Origin of the sequence: Paracoccus aurantiacus, assembly GCF_007993065.1 — a bacterium.
GTDB lineage: Bacteria > Pseudomonadota > Alphaproteobacteria > Rhodobacterales > Rhodobacteraceae > Paracoccus > Paracoccus aurantiacus.
Genome location: NZ_VOPL01000004.1, coordinates 168,632 through 185,984 on the forward strand (window position 1 = coordinate 168,632; position 17,353 = coordinate 185,984).

A 17,353-nucleotide genomic window follows, 5' to 3' on the forward strand; every position below is an offset into this window, starting at 1 on the left:
CCAGTCGGCCGATAACCGGCACGGCCTTACACCAGCACCTCCCTGCCGGACAGCGCTGCACGCATCAGCGCCTGTCGGCACGCTGGGCCTCGTCATCCATCTCGTCGGCGACCTGACCATAGGCCAGCACGGCGAACAGCCCGGTTCCGCCAAGGATATTGCCCAGCAGTGTCGCCACCAGCAGCGACAGCGCATGAGACACCCCGATCTGCCCGTCCAGAAGCAGAAGGAAAAGCTCGGTGGACCCGGCGATGACATGGGTGAAATCGCCCATCGCGATCAGATAGGTGAACATCATGATGACAAAGATCGACGAGGCCCGCGCCGAGGGCAGCATCCAGACGATTGCGGCGACGAAGAAGCCCGCAGGGGTGCCGCGCACGAAAACGTCCCAGACCCCCAGTTCCGCATAATGCGCGGAAATCGCCATCATGCCCTCGACGTAATCCGGCGGGACGGTGCCGATCCACAGCGTCATGATTGCCGCTGACAGCGTGCCGACCATATTGGCGAAAAACACGATGGTCCAAAGCCGGGCCGTGCACCACAGCATGTCACGGCTGGGCCGGGACAGCAGCGGCAGGATCGCGGTTATCGTATTCTCGGTAAAAAGCTGCAACCGGCCGAGGATGACCAGTACGAAGCCGACCGTGTAGCCCAGGTTCTCGATTGCGGGGCGATAGGGATGGTCTTCGAAAATCGAATGCAGGATTCCTTCCGCCAGCACCGAGGCGGAAATCGCGATCCCCGCCGCGACCCCCGACCACCACAGCGATTTGACCGGACGCCGCAGCTCGTCCATGCCCTCCTCGTGGACGACGATATAGACGGAAACGGCGCTGAGCCCGTGATTCTCTGCCGCGTCCTCTTTGTCTTCGACGGGGGCATCCAGCGATGTGCCGTGATCTTCCGCCTGATTTCGCTCAGCCATGCGCATTCTCCCTGCCGATTGCGCTATACTAGCGCGCGGCGAAGCGCCTGCCAGTGCCCAGGCCACTCAACACCGAATGTGGCGGGTGCAGGTGCGGCGAAATTGGCGCGCTTTGGCGGACTCGCGTTCCTGTCCGTCATGCCAGCGGAAGGAACCGACGGCCCGGTCCGCATCTGCGTTCAGCGCGCGGACCATCGAACTCTTTTGTTGCGCTGCCGTTACAACAGCGGAATATGCGAAGGACTGACAATGGCGCGATCGTCAGCAGGGGGGCGCATGATGTTGCTCAGCAAGGGCCGGTATCTGGCACGGGAAGCAAAGTCCGGTGACGACCTGCGTGCCGCGCAGCGGTTGCGCTGGCTGGCCTTTATCGGTCGTCGTGGCGGTGCCGATGACGGCGCGGCAATAGATGCGGACGAATATGACGCCGGCTGCCGCCATGTGCTGATCGAGGATGCCCGCAGCGGCCAGCTTGTCGCCACCTTCCGCTTCATGCATCTATGCTCTGGCGCAGAGATCGGGCGCAGTTATTCGGCGCATTTCTATAATCTCGACAAGCTTCGCCATTTTGCGGGCCCCATGGTCGAGATGGGGCGCTTCTGCGTCCATCCCGAATTCCCCGACCCCGACATCCTGCGCGTCGCGTGGGGCTGGATGACGCGCTATGTCGATGACAATCGCATCACGCTTCTGTTCGGCTGTTCGTCCTTCATGGGGACGGATGCGCATGGTTATGCCGACGCCTTCGCGATGCTGAAGGAAAAGCACCTTGCGCCGCGTCGCTGGCTGCCGCGTGTCAAGGCGCCCAAGGTGTTCCGCTTCGCCCGCGCGCTTGCCCGCTTCAAGCCCGATCCGCGCCGCGCGCAGGCCGGGTTGCCGCCGCTTTTGCGGACCTATCTGCTGATGGGCGGCTGGGTCAGCGATCACGCCGTGGTGGATGAACAGCTTGGCACGCTGCATGTCTTTACCGGGCTTGAAATCGCGTCGATCCCGCCCGCCCGTCAGCGGCTGTTGCGCGGCGTGGCGGGGTGACGCTCTGGCTGGCGGCAATCGCGCTGATCGCGGCCTTCCTGATCCAGAACCTCGCGGAACTGCGGGGTGGGGGACCGCCGGTCCCGCCTTTCCTTGCCAGCCGGGGCACGGCTGCAACCGCGCGACTCCGGCGCAGGGCAGTGGCGATTGTCAGCTTTCTGGTGCCGCTTCTGCTGCTGGCGGGGCTGCTTTTCGACTGGAACTGGCTTGTGCTGATGCTGGCAGGGGCGCTTGCCGCCAATGCAATCTTGCAGGCGGCAATCAGTTTATGGAAGCGTCAGCTCGTGCCGGGAACGATCCCCGGTATCGCGCTGATGCTGCCCGCCTCGATCTGGCTGATCGCCGAATTGGGGACGGAGCCCTACTTGCTTCTCTGGCTGTCAGCAGGCGTCGCGGTGACGGCCCCGCTGCTTCTGCTCGTCTGGCTTATCGCGGCACGTGACGGCTGAACCGTCGGCACCCTTAGAACGCGAAATTCAGGGTCCGCACGATGCCAAGCTTGATCGAGGGCTGGTTGCGATCGCGCACGATCGGGCTGTCGGCCGCATCGCCGATGATCCGAGAGAACTTGACCTCGCCGGTAATGGCGGTGTTCGGGGTCAGGTCATAACGCGCCTCAAGGCTGGCGGCTGCGGTGTTGAAGCCGCCGCCGGGCTTGTAAACATCGTAATCGGTGCGCGCTGCTTCGGCATCGGTGATGCCGAAATAGGTTTCGTTATAGGCGTCATTGCCATAGCCGGCTTCCAGCCCGGCCCACAGCGTCATGCGATCCGACGATTCGAACCGGTACTTTGCGCCCAGTTCACCGGTCAGTCCGTCATGGCCGCCAAAGCCCTTACGCAGCGTCGCATAGGCGGTCGTCTGACCCATATTATAGGTCGCTTTGACACCCAGCTCATAGGCCCGGTCGATCTCGTCAAGGCCGGCAAGGCGATCATCGTCATTGTCGTCACGATTGCCGACCATGTTGACATTGGGAGAGATGCGGAAACCCGTATTCGCGCCAGCCCGGCTGCCATTCAGGCGCAGGTCGCGCAGGATGATCCAGGGGCTTGTTTCGAACTCGTCCGAGCCGGGATAGGTCGTGCCGTATTTCGCGCCAAGCCCGACATCGACCGATACCTGATTGGTCCCGGTCCCGATCGCATCCTGCGCAAGCGCGGGAGTGGTGACGGCAAAGGCTGCGATCAGCGGAAGCACGAATTTCATGGGCATCGGACCTTGTATGCGGCGGTTGTTTTGCGGCGGCTGCCTTGGCTTCGGGAAGGGTTCGTCGCCCTTTTCTTATGGCGGCATGTGCCAATCCGATAACCCGAATTCAAGCATGCCGGCCAACCTCGCGCAAAGCATAGCCGGGTCGTGTCATCAGGGCCACAACTTTCAGTGCCGCTCGGCGCGTTCCAGCCGCTCAAGCGCCTCCATCCACAGGGTTTCTGCGCGCGTCATCGCCTCGGTCGCCTCGGCATGTTTGCGGCCCCATTTCTCGACCTCGGCCGGATCGTCATAGACCTTGGGATCGGCCATCTTGACGCCCAGCTTGTCCAGCATATCGGTCAGCTTGGTGATGCGGTCCTCGGCCCGGCGGGCTTCGGCGCGCAGTTCGAGGATCTCGTCGCGGCTGGCGCGTTTCGGCGCGGGCTTTGCCGGTTCCGGCCGGGCGCGTTCGTCAGGCGATGACAGCAGCATCGCCCGGTAATCGTCCAGATCGCCCTGCCAGGCATGGACGCCCCCCTGATCGACCAGCCACAGCCGGTCGGCCACCAGCGACAAAAGATGCATGTCATGGCTGACCAGAACCACCGCGCCGGTATAATCGTTCAGCGCCTCGGTCAGCGCCTCGCGGCTTTCGATATCAAGGTGGTTGGTCGGCTCGTCGAGGATCAGGATATGAGGCGCGTCAATCGTCGCGATCAGCAGCGACAGGCGCGCCTTCTGCCCGCCCGACAACTGGCGCACGCGGGTTTCGGCCTGCGCTTCCATCAGGCCAAAGCCCGCCAGCCGCGCCCGCAGCTTCGCCGGGCTTTCACCGGGGCGCAGACGGCGGACATGATCCAGCGGGGTTTCGTTCAGTTCCAGCTCATCCACCTGATGCTGCGCGAAATAGCCGACGCGCAGCTTGCCCGACCGGGTCATCTGGCCGGCCATCACCTCCAGCCGTTCGGCCAGCAGCTTCGACAGGGTGGATTTGCCCTGACCGTTGCGCCCCAGCAGCGCGATCCGGTCGTCCTGATCGATCCGCAGCCCCAGATTGCGCAGCACGGCGCGGTCGCCATAACCGACGCTGACCCCTTCCAGCGCGATGATCGGCGGCGAAAGCTGTTCGGGCGCGGGGAAGGTGAAGCGGTGGAATTTCGCTTCTTCCGGGGCGGTGATCGGCTCCATCCGCTCGATCATTTTGATGCGGGCCTGCGCCTGCTTGGCCTTCGATGCCTTGGCGCGGAAACGGTCAACGAAGCTTTGCAGATGCGCGCGGCGCAGGTCCTGCTTCTTGGCCTCTGCCGCCTGCAGCGCACGGCGTTCGGCGCGCAGCCGCGCGAAGCTGTCATAGCCGCCGGTGTAAAGCGTCAGCCGCTTGTCCTCCAGATGCAGGATATGGCCCACGGCCCGGTTCAGCAGGTCGCGGTCATGGCTGATGATGATGACGGTATAGGGGTAACGCGCCAGATAGCTTTCCAGCCACAGCGCCCCTTCAAGGTCCAGATAGTTGGTCGGTTCGTCCAGCAACAGCAGGTCGGGCTGCGCGAACAGCACCCCCGCCAGCGCAATCCGCATCCGCCAGCCGCCGGAAAAATCCGCGCTTGGCCGCTGCTGATCGGCATCGTTGAAGCCTAGGCCCTTCAGGATGGTCGAGGCCCGCGCCTCGGCTGACCAGGCATCAATATCCGCCAGCCGCGAATGAATCTCGGCAATCCGGTGGGCGTCGGTCGCGGTGTCGGCCTCTGCCATCAGCGCCGCGCGTTCGGTATCGGCATCCAGCACCGTGTCCAGCACGCTGCGATCCGTGCCCGGCGCTTCCTGCGCCACGCCCCCGATGCGCGCCCGCGAGGGCAGCCCGATCTCGCCGCCATCCAGCGACAATTCGCCCCGGATCAGCTTGAACAGCGTGGTCTTGCCCGCACCGTTCGGCCCCACAAGCCCGACCTTGTGCCCTTCCGGGATCGCGGCAGAGGCATGTTCGAACAGCGGGCGGCCCGCGATGGAATAGGATATGTCATCAATACGCAGCATGGCGCACGCCATGACGCAGGGGCGGGGCGGGGTCAATGGGGCAATGCCGCGGACGCTGCTCCGCTTTCGCGGGTGGCGGCCTTGCTTTGCTAAGGTTAGCGTTGCGGCAACATGGACGTTTGGGGAACCGGGCTGTGACAACCTTATCCAATCGCTTTCACCCTGCCGCGGCGTTTGGCTGCGCCCTGATCGCATGTTCGCGTCTGATGATGCCGCTCCCCGCTGTCGCGACGGATGCAAGCGACGCGATCGGCGCGCAGGCCGGTCAGGAGTTCCAAAGCCCGACCGGCAATATCCGCTGTTACCTCTATCCGCCGGAGGATCAGGAACCCACGCATTCGGTTCGCTGCGATGTGCTGGACTTCACACCCGTCTGGACAACCCCGCCCGAGGGCTGCGATCTCGACTGGGGCGGGGTGCTGTGGCTGGACGATAAGGGGGCGGGCATTCGCGGCTGCGTTGGCGATGTGGTCGCAACGCCGAGCGCGAAGGTGCTGGAATATGGCGCGACGATTTCCGGCGGCGGCATCCAGTGCCGGATGGAACGGCCCGGCGTTACCTGCACCAATCCCGAAGGCCACGGCTTCTTCATCTCGCGCGAGGATCAGCGGATTTTCTAGGCGCGCGGGCCGCGTGCGCCCGTATCTACGCTTTATATACAGGATATATGCGGATTATTTACGCGTTATGACTGCCGCCTGACACGGCTTTTCAACATTCCCGTCCCATGATACGAGCCGCCCACAATTTCCGCGCAGGCACGCCCCGCGCCCATTCTGATGGAGTAATCCCATGGCTACCGAGCGCACGCTCTCGATCATCAAACCCGACGCCACCAAGCGCAACCTGACCGGCAAGATCGTGTCGAAATTCGAAGACGCCGGCCTGCGCGTCGTCGCATCCAAGCGCATCCATCTGTCGCCCGCACAGGCTGGCGCCTTCTACGCCGAACACGCCGAACGCCCCTTCTATGGCGAGCTGGTTGACTTCATGTCCTCGCAGCCTGTCGTCGTGCAAGTCCTTGAAGGCGAAGGCGCAATTCTGAAAAACCGCGAAGTGATGGGCGCCACCGACCCGGCAGAAGCCGCCGCCGGCACCATCCGCAAGGACTTCGCCGTGTCGAAGGGCGAAAACTCGGTCCACGGTTCCGACAGCCCGGAATCGGCCGCGCGTGAAATCGCATTCTTCTTCTCGGGCCTTGAACTGGTCGGCTGATCCGTCCGTTCTGCCAGGCTTTTCAGGGGGCGCGGGCCGGTGGGTCCGCGCCCCTTTGACATTGCCGCGCCCCTTCCGCCGGGTTAGGACGGTAAAAACACATGGGGACCAAGAACATGCGCGCATTCGTTTTTCCCGGCCAAGGCGCCCAGACCATCGGCATGGGCCGCGAGCTGGCCGAAGCTTATCCCGCCGCGATGGATGTTTTTAACGAGGTGGATGAAGCACTTGGCGAAGACCTCTCGAAACTGATCTGGGAAGGCGACATCGAGGAATTGACCCTGACCCGGAACGCCCAACCGGCGCTGATGGCCACGTCGATGGCCGCTTTCCGGGCGCTTCAGGCCGAAGGTTTCAACATCACCGATGCCGATTTCGTCGCCGGTCACTCGCTTGGCGAATATTCCGCACTTTGCGCGGCGGGGGCGTTCAGCCTTGCCGACACCGCCCGCCTTTTGCGCCTGCGCGGGCAGGCCATGCAGGATGCGGTCCCCGTTGGCGTGGGTGCCATGGCCGCGATCCTCGGCCTCGATTTCGCGGCTGTGGACGAAATCGCGCGCGAAGCCGCTGGTGATGAGGTCTGTCAGGCCGCCAATGACAACGACCCTGCGCAGGTCGTGATTTCCGGCCATAAGGACGCGGTCGAACGCGCCGCAGCCCTTGCCAAGGAACGCGGTGCAAAGCGCGCCCTGATGCTGCCGGTTTCGGCGCCGTTCCACAGCGTATTGATGCAGCCCGCCGCCGCCGCCATGGCCGACGCACTGGCCGCCGTGGATATTCAAACGCCCGCCGTGCCCGTCATCGCCAATGTCCGGGCAGAGCCGGTTCTGGAACCCGGCGCCATCCGCATCCTGCTGGTCGAACAGGTCACCGGGTCGGTCCGCTGGCGCGAATCGGTTGAGTTCCTGTCAGGCGCGGGCGTCACCGAATTCTGGGAAATCGGTGCGGGTAAGGCGCTGTCCGGCATGATCAAGCGCATCAGCAAGGACGCCGAAACGCGCGCCGTTGGCACGCCCGTCGACATCGCCGCACTTAAAGGCACCTGATGCGCCCGATCGGCATTCTGGGTGGCATGTCCTGGGTTTCGACCGCGCATTACTATGCGACGCTGAACCGTATGGCCTCTGCCCGGATGGGCGGGCTGCACTCGGCCCGGATCCTGCTGCATTCGGTCGATTTCGCGCCGATTGCCCAGATGCAGAAAGACGATGACTGGCAGGGTGCTGGCGAGGTTCTGGCCGATGCCGCGCGCGGGCTGGAGGCGGCCGGCGCGGGCCTGTTGCTGATTGCCGCAAACACCATGCATTTGGTCGCGGATCAGGTATCCGGCGCGGTCAGCCTGCCAGTGATCCATATTGCCGATGCGACCGCCGATGCCATCGCGGCGGCGGGTTTGAAGCGGCCCGGCCTGATCGCCACAGCCTATACGATGGAGCGCCATTTTTATCGCGACAGGCTGGATGCGGCGGGGCTTCAACCGGTCATTCCGAACGATGCCGATAGGGCAGAAATCCACCGGATCATATTTGAAGAACTTGTTCGCGACGAGGTCAACGACAGCAGTCGCAGAACCTATGAGGACATCGCTGCGCGTCTGCTCGGCGATGGCGCGGATTGCGTGATCCTTGGCTGTACAGAGGTCGGGCTTTTGCTGAATGCGGGCAATGTTCCCGCGCCGGTTTTCGACACCGTGGAAATTCACTGCCGGGCGGCGCTGGAAGCCGCCTGTTTCGAGACAGGAGAGACATATGTTTGATCTGACAGGGAAACGCGCCCTTGTGACTGGCGCATCAGGCGGCATCGGCGGCGGCATTGCCGAAGCGTTGCATGCGGCCGGCGCAACCGTCGCGCTGTCCGGCACGCGAGAGGCGCCTTTGCAGGAACTTGCCGCCAAGCTGGGCGAACGCGCCCATGTCGTGACGGCGAATCTGGGTGATCCCGAGGCGGTCGAGGCACTGCCGAAAGCGGCGGCAGAGGCAATGGGCGGCGTTGACATACTGGTCAACAATGCAGGCATCACCCGCGACAACCTGTTCATGCGCATGTCGGACGAGGAATGGGCGAAGGTGATCGACGTGAACCTGACCTCATCCTTCCGGCTGATGCGAGGCGTCCTGCGGGGCATGATGAAGGCGCGTTGGGGCCGGATCGTGAATATCACCAGCGTCGTCGGGGCCACCGGCAATCCGGGGCAGGGCAACTATGCTGCCGCCAAGGCCGGGCTGGTCGGCATGTCAAAGTCGCTGGCCTACGAGGTCGCGAGCCGTGGCATCACCGTCAACTGCGTCGCGCCGGGCTTCATCGCCACGGCCATGACCGACAAGCTGAATGATGAGCAGAAGGGCAAAATCCTGACCCAGATTCCAGCAGGCGCAATGGGCACGCCCGAGGATATTGCGGCTGCCGTCCTTTACCTCTCCAGCCCCGAATCGGGCTATGTCACCGGGGCGACCTTGCACGTCAACGGTGGCATGGCGATGCTGTGACACTGAACATCTGCAGTCCTTTCGGCGTGGAAATAACGGCGAAAGCGGTTGCATGGGCGGGTCTGGCTGCTATATCCCGTCTTGAGGCCAAGGGGGAAACCCCGGCATCGCGGCATGGCCGCAAACCTTGGGCGCATGCCCGCGAACATGAGGATAAGACATGAGCGATATCGCTGATCGCGTGAAGAAAATCGTTGTCGAGCACCTGGGTGTGGACGAGGACAAGGTCGTGGAAACGGCGTCGTTCATCGACGATCTGGGTGCGGACAGCCTCGACACGGTCGAGCTGGTCATGGCTTTTGAAGAGGAATTCGGTATCGAAATCCCGGACGACGCCGCCGAAACCATCCAGACCTTCGGCGATGCCGTGAACTTCATCAAGGGCGCGGTCTGATCCGGTCCTGAAGAACTCAGAAAGCGGCGCCTCCGGGCGCCGTTTTTCATGACGGGCAGCGTTGCCCGCCATATCCCATCGCTGAGGCCTGCCGTCAGACCGCCGGACCGATCTTGCTGACGTGATAAGACCGGCCCACAGGCAATGACCGAGATTTCGGCAGAACTCAATTCCCGCTGACTGACCTCGATCTGCGACACGGTGATCGACATTGCCGATCGAGAAATTGACCGTCCCACGGCGCTTGTCGGGACGACCTTCATCTACGCGATCAAGATCGCCGAGACAAAGCGCCGCCTGTCTCTGCCTCCCGGCCGTGGCCGCCCCGCACGCGGCCGGGCCGGGGAGGGAGAGAGATGACGGGGTCCAGACAATTTACACTGTCACGCGCGGCGATGTCGAAAATCCGCTCGACAGGGATCGAGCGCGGTTTGCAGATCGACGCGCCGCTTGTGCCGGCGCTGCGCGAGCTTATCGACCGCGATACCTGCACCAACCGTCTTGTCAGCCAAACCGGCAAGGAAAAGCGACCGATGGCGCCCGCCGATGCGCAGCGCGCGTTTAGCCGCATGATGCGCGATCTCTCAGCGCCCTTTGCCCTTGTCAGCCACCGTAGCTGCGCGAACCGCCGCTGCTGCGCGAAGTTGACGAGGCGCCGAAGCCGCCGCGCTGGCTGACCTGCGCCCGCGTCATCGGGGCCTTGCCAATGGTCGAAGGGGCCTTGGTGAAGGTCGAGGTTGCCACCTTGCCGGTGCCGCGGTTGTTGGCGAATGTCTGATTGCCCGACGGCGTCGAATAGCCGCCTTGCGCCGTGCGAACCATCGGTTGCGAAAAGACGCCGCGATTGCCGCCGCCAAGCATCGAGCCGATCATATAGCCCATCAGCATCGGCATGAAGATCGAACCTCCGCCGGACTGGTTCTGCGCGGTCGGATCGGTCTCGCAACTGCCTGCGCCATGTTCCTGTTCGCAGAGTTCCTTAGAATCGTAGCGGGGGGCGGTTTCCAGATGGGTCTGTTCCGCAGCGGCGAACTGGGTCTGGCAATCCTGTTCGGTGAAGAACAGCGAGCCGTTCTGCGCCTCGGCGATGCAGCTTTGCAGATCGGGAAAGGCAGCGGCATCTGTCTTTTCCTCTTCGCACGCGGCGAGGGCCATCACGGCTGTGCCGGCCAGGAACAACGCGACGTGGCGCGAGCGTTTGCGGGCGGATTTGCGGGTTGGTGCGGTCATGTCAGCCCTCGATGTAATGCGGCTTGAAGCGCGACAGGTTATGCGTGATGCGCGAGGCGTCCTCGCGCAGGCCCATTCCGACGCAGGTCTCCCCGACGATCCAGGACCCGATCACCGGATAGAAACCGGCGAATTCCGGCAGCGGTGCCATTGCCTGAACGATGCGCGGGTGGTCGTCGTAACTGTCATCCGGCGCGCGCTCGATCTCTTGCCCGCTTTGTCTGATGATAACGCCCGCACCCTCTCGGGAAAAGATCGGCTTTGAGACATGGCCTGCGCGTAAAGTGTCAGCGGCGGCGTCGAAGGCCGTCGCAATCCGCGAAGAAGGCGCACCACCGCCTAGCGCGTCGCGGATATCGGCCTCGAAAAACGCGGGCAGCAGGTTCGGATGACCCGGAAACATCTGCCAGAGCAGCGGCAGCAAAGCCTTGTTCGAGACGACAGCCTTCCACGGCGGCTCTATGAAGCGGGTGCCCGAGGGACCAAGATGCGGGGCGAAGTCGTCGCGCAGCATGTCCTCCCACGGGTAAAGCTTGAAAAGCGTGCCGATCACGCGGTCCTCGTCATCGGCAAGTTGCCCCTCATCGGTCAGCCCGATCCCCGCCAGATCGGTGAAATGGGCCCCTAGACCGGCTTCGCGCGCAGCCCAGGCGAGCGCCTCGACCGTTGCATAATCTTCCGGGTTGTCCTTGTCGGCGGCGAAGTGGATGTCGGTGTCCTGCGGCGCGAGTTCGCCCCACCGGGCGACAAGTGCCTCGTGCAGGGCGTTGAACTGATCAGTGTCAGGCGACAGCACGCCAAGGCGCTGCTGTTCCTCCAGCCAGAGCCACTGGAACGAGGCGGATTCGTAAAGCGACGTCGGCGTGTCTGCGTTATATTCCAGAAGCTTCGCCGGGCCGTTGCCGTCATAGGCAAGGTCCAGCCGCCCATAAAGTTCAGGTTCGCCGGCCTTCCAGCTATCGGCAACGAAATCCCATTGCGCTTCGGGGATCGCCATGCGGGTCAGCCATTCGTCGCTGGCGAGCGCGTTCGCGGCGGCCTCGCGTGCCATCTGGTGAAGCTCGGTCGAGGGGTCTTCGATATTGTTCTCGATCTCGTCGAGCGTGAAACGATAGGCAGAGGTTTCGTCCCAGTATGGCTCGCCGCCCATATCGGCGAATGTGAAGCCAAGCTCTTTCGCGCGGTCGCGCCAGCCGGGTCGTTCGGGCAGGGTGATCTTTTCCATCGGCACTCTCTGTCAGGCGCGCCAAAAGATGACTGCCCGGACGGGCGGATGCAAGCCACGCTGCAGCGGAAAGATGTTTTTTGCTGGATCAGTCGACGAAATCCGGCCAGAAACGGAGAAATTCGCCGGAGGTAAATGATGCGCAATTATTCAGTGAGTGAAGTCGGCAATTATCTGGTCCACGGCTATTGGCGGGACATAGGCAGTTCCGAACCGCCACATTACGGGCCAAATGTAACCGTCAATCTGACGTCGCTTACAGCAGCAAATCAACAGCTGGCACGTCTGGCGCTTGATGCGTGGTCTGTGCTGGGCTTCGATTTCCAGTTCACGACCTCTTCAACGGCAGACGTGACGCTGATCGACGATCTGAATGGTGGCGCGACAACGTGGCATCTTGATCGCAGCGTATGGTCTTATCTGGCGACGTCGAATGTCGGGCCGGATTTCAGCGCGCAAAGCGGCACATATTTCGGAAGCTATACTTACCAGACCTGGCTCCACGAAATCGGGCATGCGCTCGGACTGGGGCATACCGGCAATTACAACGGAAGCGGTACTTACGGAGTGGATAATCACTTCACGAATGACAGCTGGCAGATGTCGGTCATGTCGTATTTTCCGCAGGACGAGAACACGTCGATAAATGCGTCCTTCGCCTATGTCCTGACACCGATGCCGGGCGATATTGCGGCAATGCTGAGCATTTACGGCACCGACATCAATCCGGGTGCGGGCAACACGACATATTTCTGGGACACGAACGCATCGGGCGCGTACGGGCGCATCGGAAGCGGGTTGATGAACGGCACGTTGACGACGCCCTTCGCGCTGACGATCATGGACTGGTCAGGTGTCGATACGCTGAGCTTCCGAGGCGAAAACGATGCGATCCGGCTGTCACTCATGCCCGGCTCGATAAACTCTGCCTTCGGTCTGACCGGGAACGTGCTGATCGAACGAAACACGGTGATCGAGAATGTGATCGGCTCGTCCGGCGCGGACACGATTTCAGGGCAATTCGCAGATAACGTGCTTGACGGCCGCCGCGGCAATGATCGCCTTTACGGCGGTGCAGGCAATGACACACTGATCGGCGGGCAGGGCAGCGACAGCCTGTATGGTGGCGATGGCAATGATGTGTTTGTGCTGCAGTCTGGCTACGATCTGTTCGATGGCGGCGGTGGCATCGACCTGGTCAGGATCGGTGGCAATGCAACCCGCATCGATCTGGGCGATTTCAGCCGCAATACCGGCGCTATCACCAATGTCCGGCTGATCGGGATCGAAGGCGTGATTGCGGGCAACGGCGCTGACACATTGCTTGGCAACAACTGGACAAACCGTTTCGTTGCGGCGGCAGGGGCGGACTTTCTGGACGGCCGCGGCGGAAACGACATCCTTGACGGGGGCGCGGGCAACGACACGATTTTCGGCGGCGCGGGCAGAGACACCCTGATCGGAGGGGGCGGCAATGACGTGATGCGCGGATCGGCCGGGGCAGACGTGCTGCAGGGTGGGGCGGGCGTGGACCGCGTCATATATGACACCGCAGTCACGCTGGACCTGCGCGACAGGGCCCGAAACACCGGCGAAGCCGCAGGCGACGTCCTGAGCGACGTGGAAATCGTGATTGGCAGCGGTGCTGCCGATACCCTGCGCGGCGACTGGAATGCCAATCATCTTGTCGGAAATGGCGGCAATGACGTGATTGACGGGCGTTACGGCAACGACCGGTTGAATGGCGGCAGCGGCAGCGACTGGCTTTTTGGTGGCGATGGAAACGATGTGCTGATCGGCGATGCGGCCAACGACCGGCTGGAGGGCGGAAGCGGTGCGGATACGCTTATCGGCGGTGCAGGCAATGACATGGCGGTCTATACCGGCAGCGCTTCCATCGTTGTTGACCTTCGCGACAGTGGCACGAACACAGGCGATGCGGCGGGTGACGTGCTGCGAGAGATAGAAACCATCGTCACGGGCAGTGGAAACGACACGTTGCGCGGCGATCATCTTGGCAACTATCTGTTCGGGGGCGGCGGCGACGATTTCATCATCGGACGGCTTGGCAATGATCGTCTTGCAGGCTCTGTCGGGAATGACACGCTGATCGGCGGTCTTGGCAATGACACGATGCAAGGCGGCGATGGAAACGACTGGATCGTCGCCGAAGCGGGCGCCGATGTGTTACTGGGCGGCGCGGGTGCGGACGGGTTCGTATTCCGTGGCGGCGATATGCGTGTCCTTGATTACACAAACGACGTCGACAGCATCGTCATCGTCCGCGACGCGATTGGCCGGCTGGATCTTGATATCGGCGACGTCCTGAATCTCGCGCGGGTCGGGGGCGGAAATACCGTTCTGGATCTCGGCGGCGGCAATCTGATCCGCATCAACGGGCTTACAGATCCGAACCAGCTGGCCGACGATCTCGTTCTGGTCTGAGCCGGATGCCGTGGCTCAGACTTCGTCATAGTCGCCGTTGTCCCCATCCGAGGGGGCAACAGGCAGGGTGACAGTCTGCGACAAACCGCCGCCTGCGCGATTGCGAAGGGTGATCCTGCCGTTCAGGCGCTCGACCGTCTGAAGCGCGATGGCCATGCCAAGTCCTGCCCCTGCGGGAGATTTGCGCCGGGCCGGATCAACCCGGAAGAACGGCTCGAATGCCTGTTCAAGCAGTGGCTCCGGGATGCCAGGTCCGTTATCAAGGATCGTGATTTCCGCGACGCTGCCGTCCTTCGTCAGCGTTATTTCCGCGCCCTGACCATGCGTGGCGGCATTGATGATCAGGTTTCGAAGCGCGCGACTGAGCGAGACACGTGGCGCATGCACCATTGCCTGCGGTGCTGGCACATGAAGCGTAACTGGGTGGCCATGTGCGCGAAGTTCCTGCGCGATATCGGCCAGCAGCGTATCCAGCCGGATTGTCTGCGGCAGACCGGCACCCGCCTCGTCCCGGACGAGGCTGATTGCGCTGTCGGCGATCGTCTCAAGCTCTGCCAGATCTGCCAGCCATTTCGCGCGATCCGCTTCGTCCTCGATGAACTCGGCGCGCAGGCGCATGCGCGTGATCGGCGTGCGCAGGTCATGGCCGGCAGCCGCGACCAGTCGCATCCGGCTTTCCATCGCGGCTTTCAGGCGAGCCGATAACTGGTTCAGCGCGCGGGCGGTAGCACGGGTTTCGGGTGGGCCTGTTTCGGGCAATGGCGCCAGCACGCCCTCGGGGCCGATGCGATTGGCCGCAGAGTTGAGAAGCCGCAAGGGCAGCGTGATCCGCTGCGCCGCAAGAAGCGATATCGCCGCCGACCCGGCCACGATCAGCAGAAGCCACCCACCGAACGCCAGCCACGCGTTTCGTGGCGGACGCAGATCGGGCAGCGGCAGGATCACCCAGCCAGCTGCGCCGATATCCAGCGATATGTACAGATTGCGGCCATTCTGCTCGCTCGTGACGACAAGCTGCCCGTCATGACCGGCGCGCTTCAATTCGCGTTCCCACATCCGCGTCTCGCGGGTATCGATGCGCCCGTCCTGCGGACCCCCCTCTATCCTGACCCCCAGTGCGGACGCTTCGGCAGGGCTTTCGGCGCTCATGTCTGCCAGCCAGCCGATCTGCCGGGCAATCGGAATCAGGAAAACATCGGGCGGTCGGCGCTGGATCATCTGAACCGCCGCCAAGGTCGCCAATCCGACCACGCTGACAATCGCGAGGATAAGCAGCGCCGCGATCCGGTTGCGCAATGAGGTCATCTAAACCTCGCCCCCGCCGTTCAGTTGCGTGTTGACGGGCATGACAAGCTGATATCCTCCGTTCCGCACTGTCTTGAACACCGCGCTCCCGTCGCTTGTGGCAAGTTTCCGGCGCAGCCGGCTCATCAGCACGTCGATAGAGCGGTCGAGCGGATCGCGGTTGCGACCCTGTGTCAGGTCCAGCAGCAATTCGCGCGAAAGCACACGGCCAGGTCGTTCCAGAAACACCATCAGCAGGTCGAATTCGGCGCCGGTCAGGTCGATTTCGCTGCCATCGCTTCGCGCGATGCGGCGCTGTTCCGGCATGGCGTGGAAACCGCCAAAATCGAAACGGCGGGCACCGGTCGCAGGGCCGGGATTGGCAGGCCCTGCCGCGCGGCGCAGGACCGCACGGATGCGCGCGCTCAGCTCTCGTGGATTGAAGGGCTTGCCTAGATAATCGTCCGCACCGATTTCCAGCCCGACAATCCGGTCGATTTCTTCTTTCAGCGCGGTAAGCAGGATGACGGGCACGCGTGGCTGGCTGTCCTGCATCGCCCGGCAGATTTCCAGTCCCGATCCGTCCGGCAAAAGCACGTCCAGAACAATCAGATCGGGCTTCGCATCCGCGAGGCGTGCCATACATTCGCGACGGTCCGCGGCGGTCGATACGCGAAATCCCTGACCGGCAAGATAGCGCGCCAGCAGGCTGCGGATCTCTGCATCGTCATCGACGACGAGGATGTGGGTCTGGTTCTGGCTTTGGTTCGGCATCGCCCGCTCCTGCTGATGAGACTGACATAGCGCGTCGCCGTGCGCCCCGCGACCGGCAAATCTGCAACGAAATGTTTCCAGTCCGGCAGCAGAAACATTCGTTCACAAATTTCCCCTGCGCAGAGACCTTTTGTTACTCGCGCGACGTAACCGGGACAAAGTTTTCGCCTAGCTGGGGCGCGTCGTATTTGGATGAAGGACCACAAGATGAAAGCCATCATGATCTCGACCCTGTTGGCCTTTGCCGGCACTGCCGCAATGCCCGCAGTCGCCACAGCGCAAGAGAAATCGCCGCCGCGATGCGAGCAGACGGTGAAGGGCAAAGCTGCGCCTCAGGATTGCCCGCCCGCCAAGGTCAAGAAGAAGCGCAGCGATGCGGACGCGACCACGCGCGAACGGAAAGGCGACGCGGCGCGCAAGCCACCGCCTGACGGCAAGCGCGCGGCGATTTCTGACGATCAGCCAAAGCCTCCACTGCGTGACGCTCAGAGGCTGGCAGACAAGTCGTCTCGGCGTGATGCCAGCGACTGCAAGATGCCCGCGCCCCCAAAGGGCGAGCGGCAGGTGCAGCGCGATATGAAACCCCAAGGACGCGACGCCGATATGCCCTGTCCGCCGCTGCAGAAGTGATCGGAGGACAGTGACATGAAACATACAGGCATGCTCCTCGCGGTCGTGTTGTTCGGTCTGGGTGGTCAGGTCCATGCGGCGGATGCAGTCGGCAACACCTCGCGAGTGCCTGCGGCGGCAGAGCTGGCGGAGATGGCGTCGCCAGCCGAATGGAAGCGCGGGGCGCGATATTCCGGCAAGGGCAGCCTTGTCGATTACCGTGACGCCGGGCTTCCCACGCCCAGCAAACACCAGATATGGGTGCGCGACGGCGAAAGCTACCTGCTGGTTTCTTCGGTCACAGGCGTAATCGCATCGGTGCTGTCGAGGTGATGCAGATAACGATCCACCGGACCTAAAGGCTCGGCACCGGTCTTGGCCCATCCCGGTCATATCGGTGCCGGTCGCGTAAAACCCGAAATAGGACCTCGACGGCAGGCATGGACATGGCCGTCGCGCCGCGCGATGTTCCGACATCGATCTATGCCGGGCGCCGTTTT

18 protein-coding genes are annotated in these 17,353 nt (G+C 62.9%); 11 read left to right on the forward strand and 7 right to left on the reverse strand.

Going from position 1 to position 17,353, the window contains the following annotated elements:
- Positions 1 to 64: 64 nt before the first annotated feature.
- Positions 65 to 931: a formate/nitrite transporter family protein gene (locus FQV27_RS11370; RefSeq protein WP_147098516.1), complete on the reverse strand. Its 867-nt coding sequence runs from the start codon at positions 929 to 931 to the stop codon at positions 65 to 67.
- Positions 932 to 1,207: 276 nt separating this feature from the next.
- Between FQV27_RS11370 and FQV27_RS11375 the strand changes: the two genes are divergently transcribed.
- Together FQV27_RS11375 and FQV27_RS11380 are read left to right on the forward strand one after the other, a co-directional pair.
- Positions 1,208 to 1,963 (forward strand): GNAT family N-acetyltransferase, encoded by a 756-nt coding sequence (locus tag FQV27_RS11375; RefSeq protein WP_147098518.1) that lies wholly within the window; start codon positions 1,208 to 1,210, stop codon positions 1,961 to 1,963.
- Positions 1,960 to 2,412: a hypothetical protein gene (locus FQV27_RS11380; RefSeq protein WP_147098520.1), complete on the forward strand. Its 453-nt coding sequence runs from the start codon at positions 1,960 to 1,962 to the stop codon at positions 2,410 to 2,412. Before FQV27_RS11375 ends, FQV27_RS11380 begins: the two co-directional genes overlap by 4 nt.
- A gap of 13 nt (positions 2,413 to 2,425) precedes the next feature.
- Here FQV27_RS11380 and FQV27_RS11385 read toward each other — a convergent pair whose 3' ends face one another.
- The gene (locus FQV27_RS11385) at positions 2,426 to 3,172 is read right to left on the reverse strand and encodes a MipA/OmpV family protein (RefSeq protein WP_246133081.1); all 747 of its coding nucleotides are present in this window, start codon (positions 3,170 to 3,172) and stop codon (positions 2,426 to 2,428) included.
- 171 nt (positions 3,173 to 3,343) lie between these two features.
- Positions 3,344 to 5,191 carry an ABC-F family ATP-binding cassette domain-containing protein gene (locus FQV27_RS11390; protein WP_147098524.1) on the reverse strand — a complete coding sequence of 616 codons (1,848 nt, stop codon included), beginning with the start codon at positions 5,189 to 5,191 and terminating at the stop codon, positions 3,344 to 3,346.
- 206 nt (positions 5,192 to 5,397) lie between these two features.
- Between FQV27_RS11390 and FQV27_RS11395 the strand changes: the two genes are divergently transcribed.
- The 6 genes from FQV27_RS11395 (at position 5,398) to FQV27_RS11420 (ending at position 9,286) form a co-directional block, all read left to right on the forward strand.
- Positions 5,398 to 5,811: a DUF6636 domain-containing protein gene (locus FQV27_RS11395; RefSeq protein ID WP_147098527.1), complete on the forward strand. Its 414-nt coding sequence runs from the start codon at positions 5,398 to 5,400 to the stop codon at positions 5,809 to 5,811.
- A 172-nt stretch (positions 5,812 to 5,983) separates the two neighbouring features.
- Positions 5,984 to 6,406, forward strand: a complete 423-nt coding sequence (gene ndk, locus FQV27_RS11400) for a nucleoside-diphosphate kinase (RefSeq protein WP_147098529.1) — start codon at positions 5,984 to 5,986, stop codon at positions 6,404 to 6,406.
- 116 nt (positions 6,407 to 6,522) lie between these two features.
- Positions 6,523 to 7,452, forward strand: a complete 930-nt coding sequence (gene fabD, locus FQV27_RS11405; protein ID WP_147098530.1) for an ACP S-malonyltransferase — start codon at positions 6,523 to 6,525, stop codon at positions 7,450 to 7,452.
- Positions 7,452 to 8,162 carry an aspartate/glutamate racemase family protein gene (locus FQV27_RS11410; protein WP_147098532.1) on the forward strand — a complete coding sequence of 237 codons (711 nt, stop codon included), beginning with the start codon at positions 7,452 to 7,454 and terminating at the stop codon, positions 8,160 to 8,162. Before fabD ends, FQV27_RS11410 begins: the two co-directional genes overlap by 1 nt.
- Positions 8,155 to 8,892: a 3-oxoacyl-ACP reductase FabG gene (fabG, locus tag FQV27_RS11415; RefSeq protein ID WP_147098534.1), complete on the forward strand. Its 738-nt coding sequence runs from the start codon at positions 8,155 to 8,157 to the stop codon at positions 8,890 to 8,892. The genes FQV27_RS11410 and fabG overlap by 8 nt, the downstream gene beginning before the upstream one ends.
- 160 nt (positions 8,893 to 9,052) lie before the next feature.
- Positions 9,053 to 9,286 (forward strand): acyl carrier protein, encoded by a 234-nt coding sequence (locus FQV27_RS11420; protein ID WP_101498706.1) that lies wholly within the window; start codon positions 9,053 to 9,055, stop codon positions 9,284 to 9,286.
- A gap of 603 nt (positions 9,287 to 9,889) precedes the next feature.
- Here the strand turns inward: FQV27_RS11420 and FQV27_RS11425 are convergent.
- Positions 9,890 to 10,516 carry a DUF1190 domain-containing protein gene (locus FQV27_RS11425; RefSeq protein WP_147098536.1) on the reverse strand — a complete coding sequence of 209 codons (627 nt, stop codon included), beginning with the start codon at positions 10,514 to 10,516 and terminating at the stop codon, positions 9,890 to 9,892.
- A gap of 1 nt (position 10,517) precedes the next feature.
- Positions 10,518 to 11,741 (reverse strand): glutathionylspermidine synthase family protein, encoded by a 1,224-nt coding sequence (locus FQV27_RS11430; RefSeq protein ID WP_147098538.1) that lies wholly within the window; start codon positions 11,739 to 11,741, stop codon positions 10,518 to 10,520.
- A gap of 138 nt (positions 11,742 to 11,879) precedes the next feature.
- Between FQV27_RS11430 and FQV27_RS11435 the strand changes: the two genes are divergently transcribed.
- On the forward strand, positions 11,880 to 14,186 hold the full coding sequence (locus FQV27_RS11435) for a M10 family metallopeptidase (protein WP_186827286.1): 2,307 nt from the start codon (positions 11,880 to 11,882) through the stop codon (positions 14,184 to 14,186).
- Between the two features lie 15 nt (positions 14,187 to 14,201).
- Here the strand turns inward: FQV27_RS11435 and FQV27_RS11440 are convergent, their stop codons facing one another.
- Both FQV27_RS11440 and FQV27_RS11445 read right to left on the reverse strand, forming a co-directional pair.
- Positions 14,202 to 15,491: a sensor histidine kinase gene (locus tag FQV27_RS11440; RefSeq protein ID WP_147098541.1), complete on the reverse strand. Its 1,290-nt coding sequence runs from the start codon at positions 15,489 to 15,491 to the stop codon at positions 14,202 to 14,204.
- Positions 15,492 to 16,244, reverse strand: a complete 753-nt coding sequence (locus FQV27_RS11445) for a response regulator transcription factor (protein WP_147098543.1) — start codon at positions 16,242 to 16,244, stop codon at positions 15,492 to 15,494.
- Between the two features lie 207 nt (positions 16,245 to 16,451).
- On the opposite strand from FQV27_RS11445, the gene FQV27_RS11450 reads away from it, so the two are divergent.
- Positions 16,452 to 16,874: a hypothetical protein gene (locus FQV27_RS11450; protein ID WP_147098545.1), complete on the forward strand. Its 423-nt coding sequence runs from the start codon at positions 16,452 to 16,454 to the stop codon at positions 16,872 to 16,874.
- Positions 16,875 to 16,889: 15 nt separating this feature from the next.
- Positions 16,890 to 17,186, forward strand: coding sequence for an RcnB family protein (locus FQV27_RS11455; protein WP_147098547.1), 297 nt, complete (start codon positions 16,890 to 16,892; stop codon positions 17,184 to 17,186).
- Positions 17,187 to 17,353: the final 167 nt, after the last annotated feature.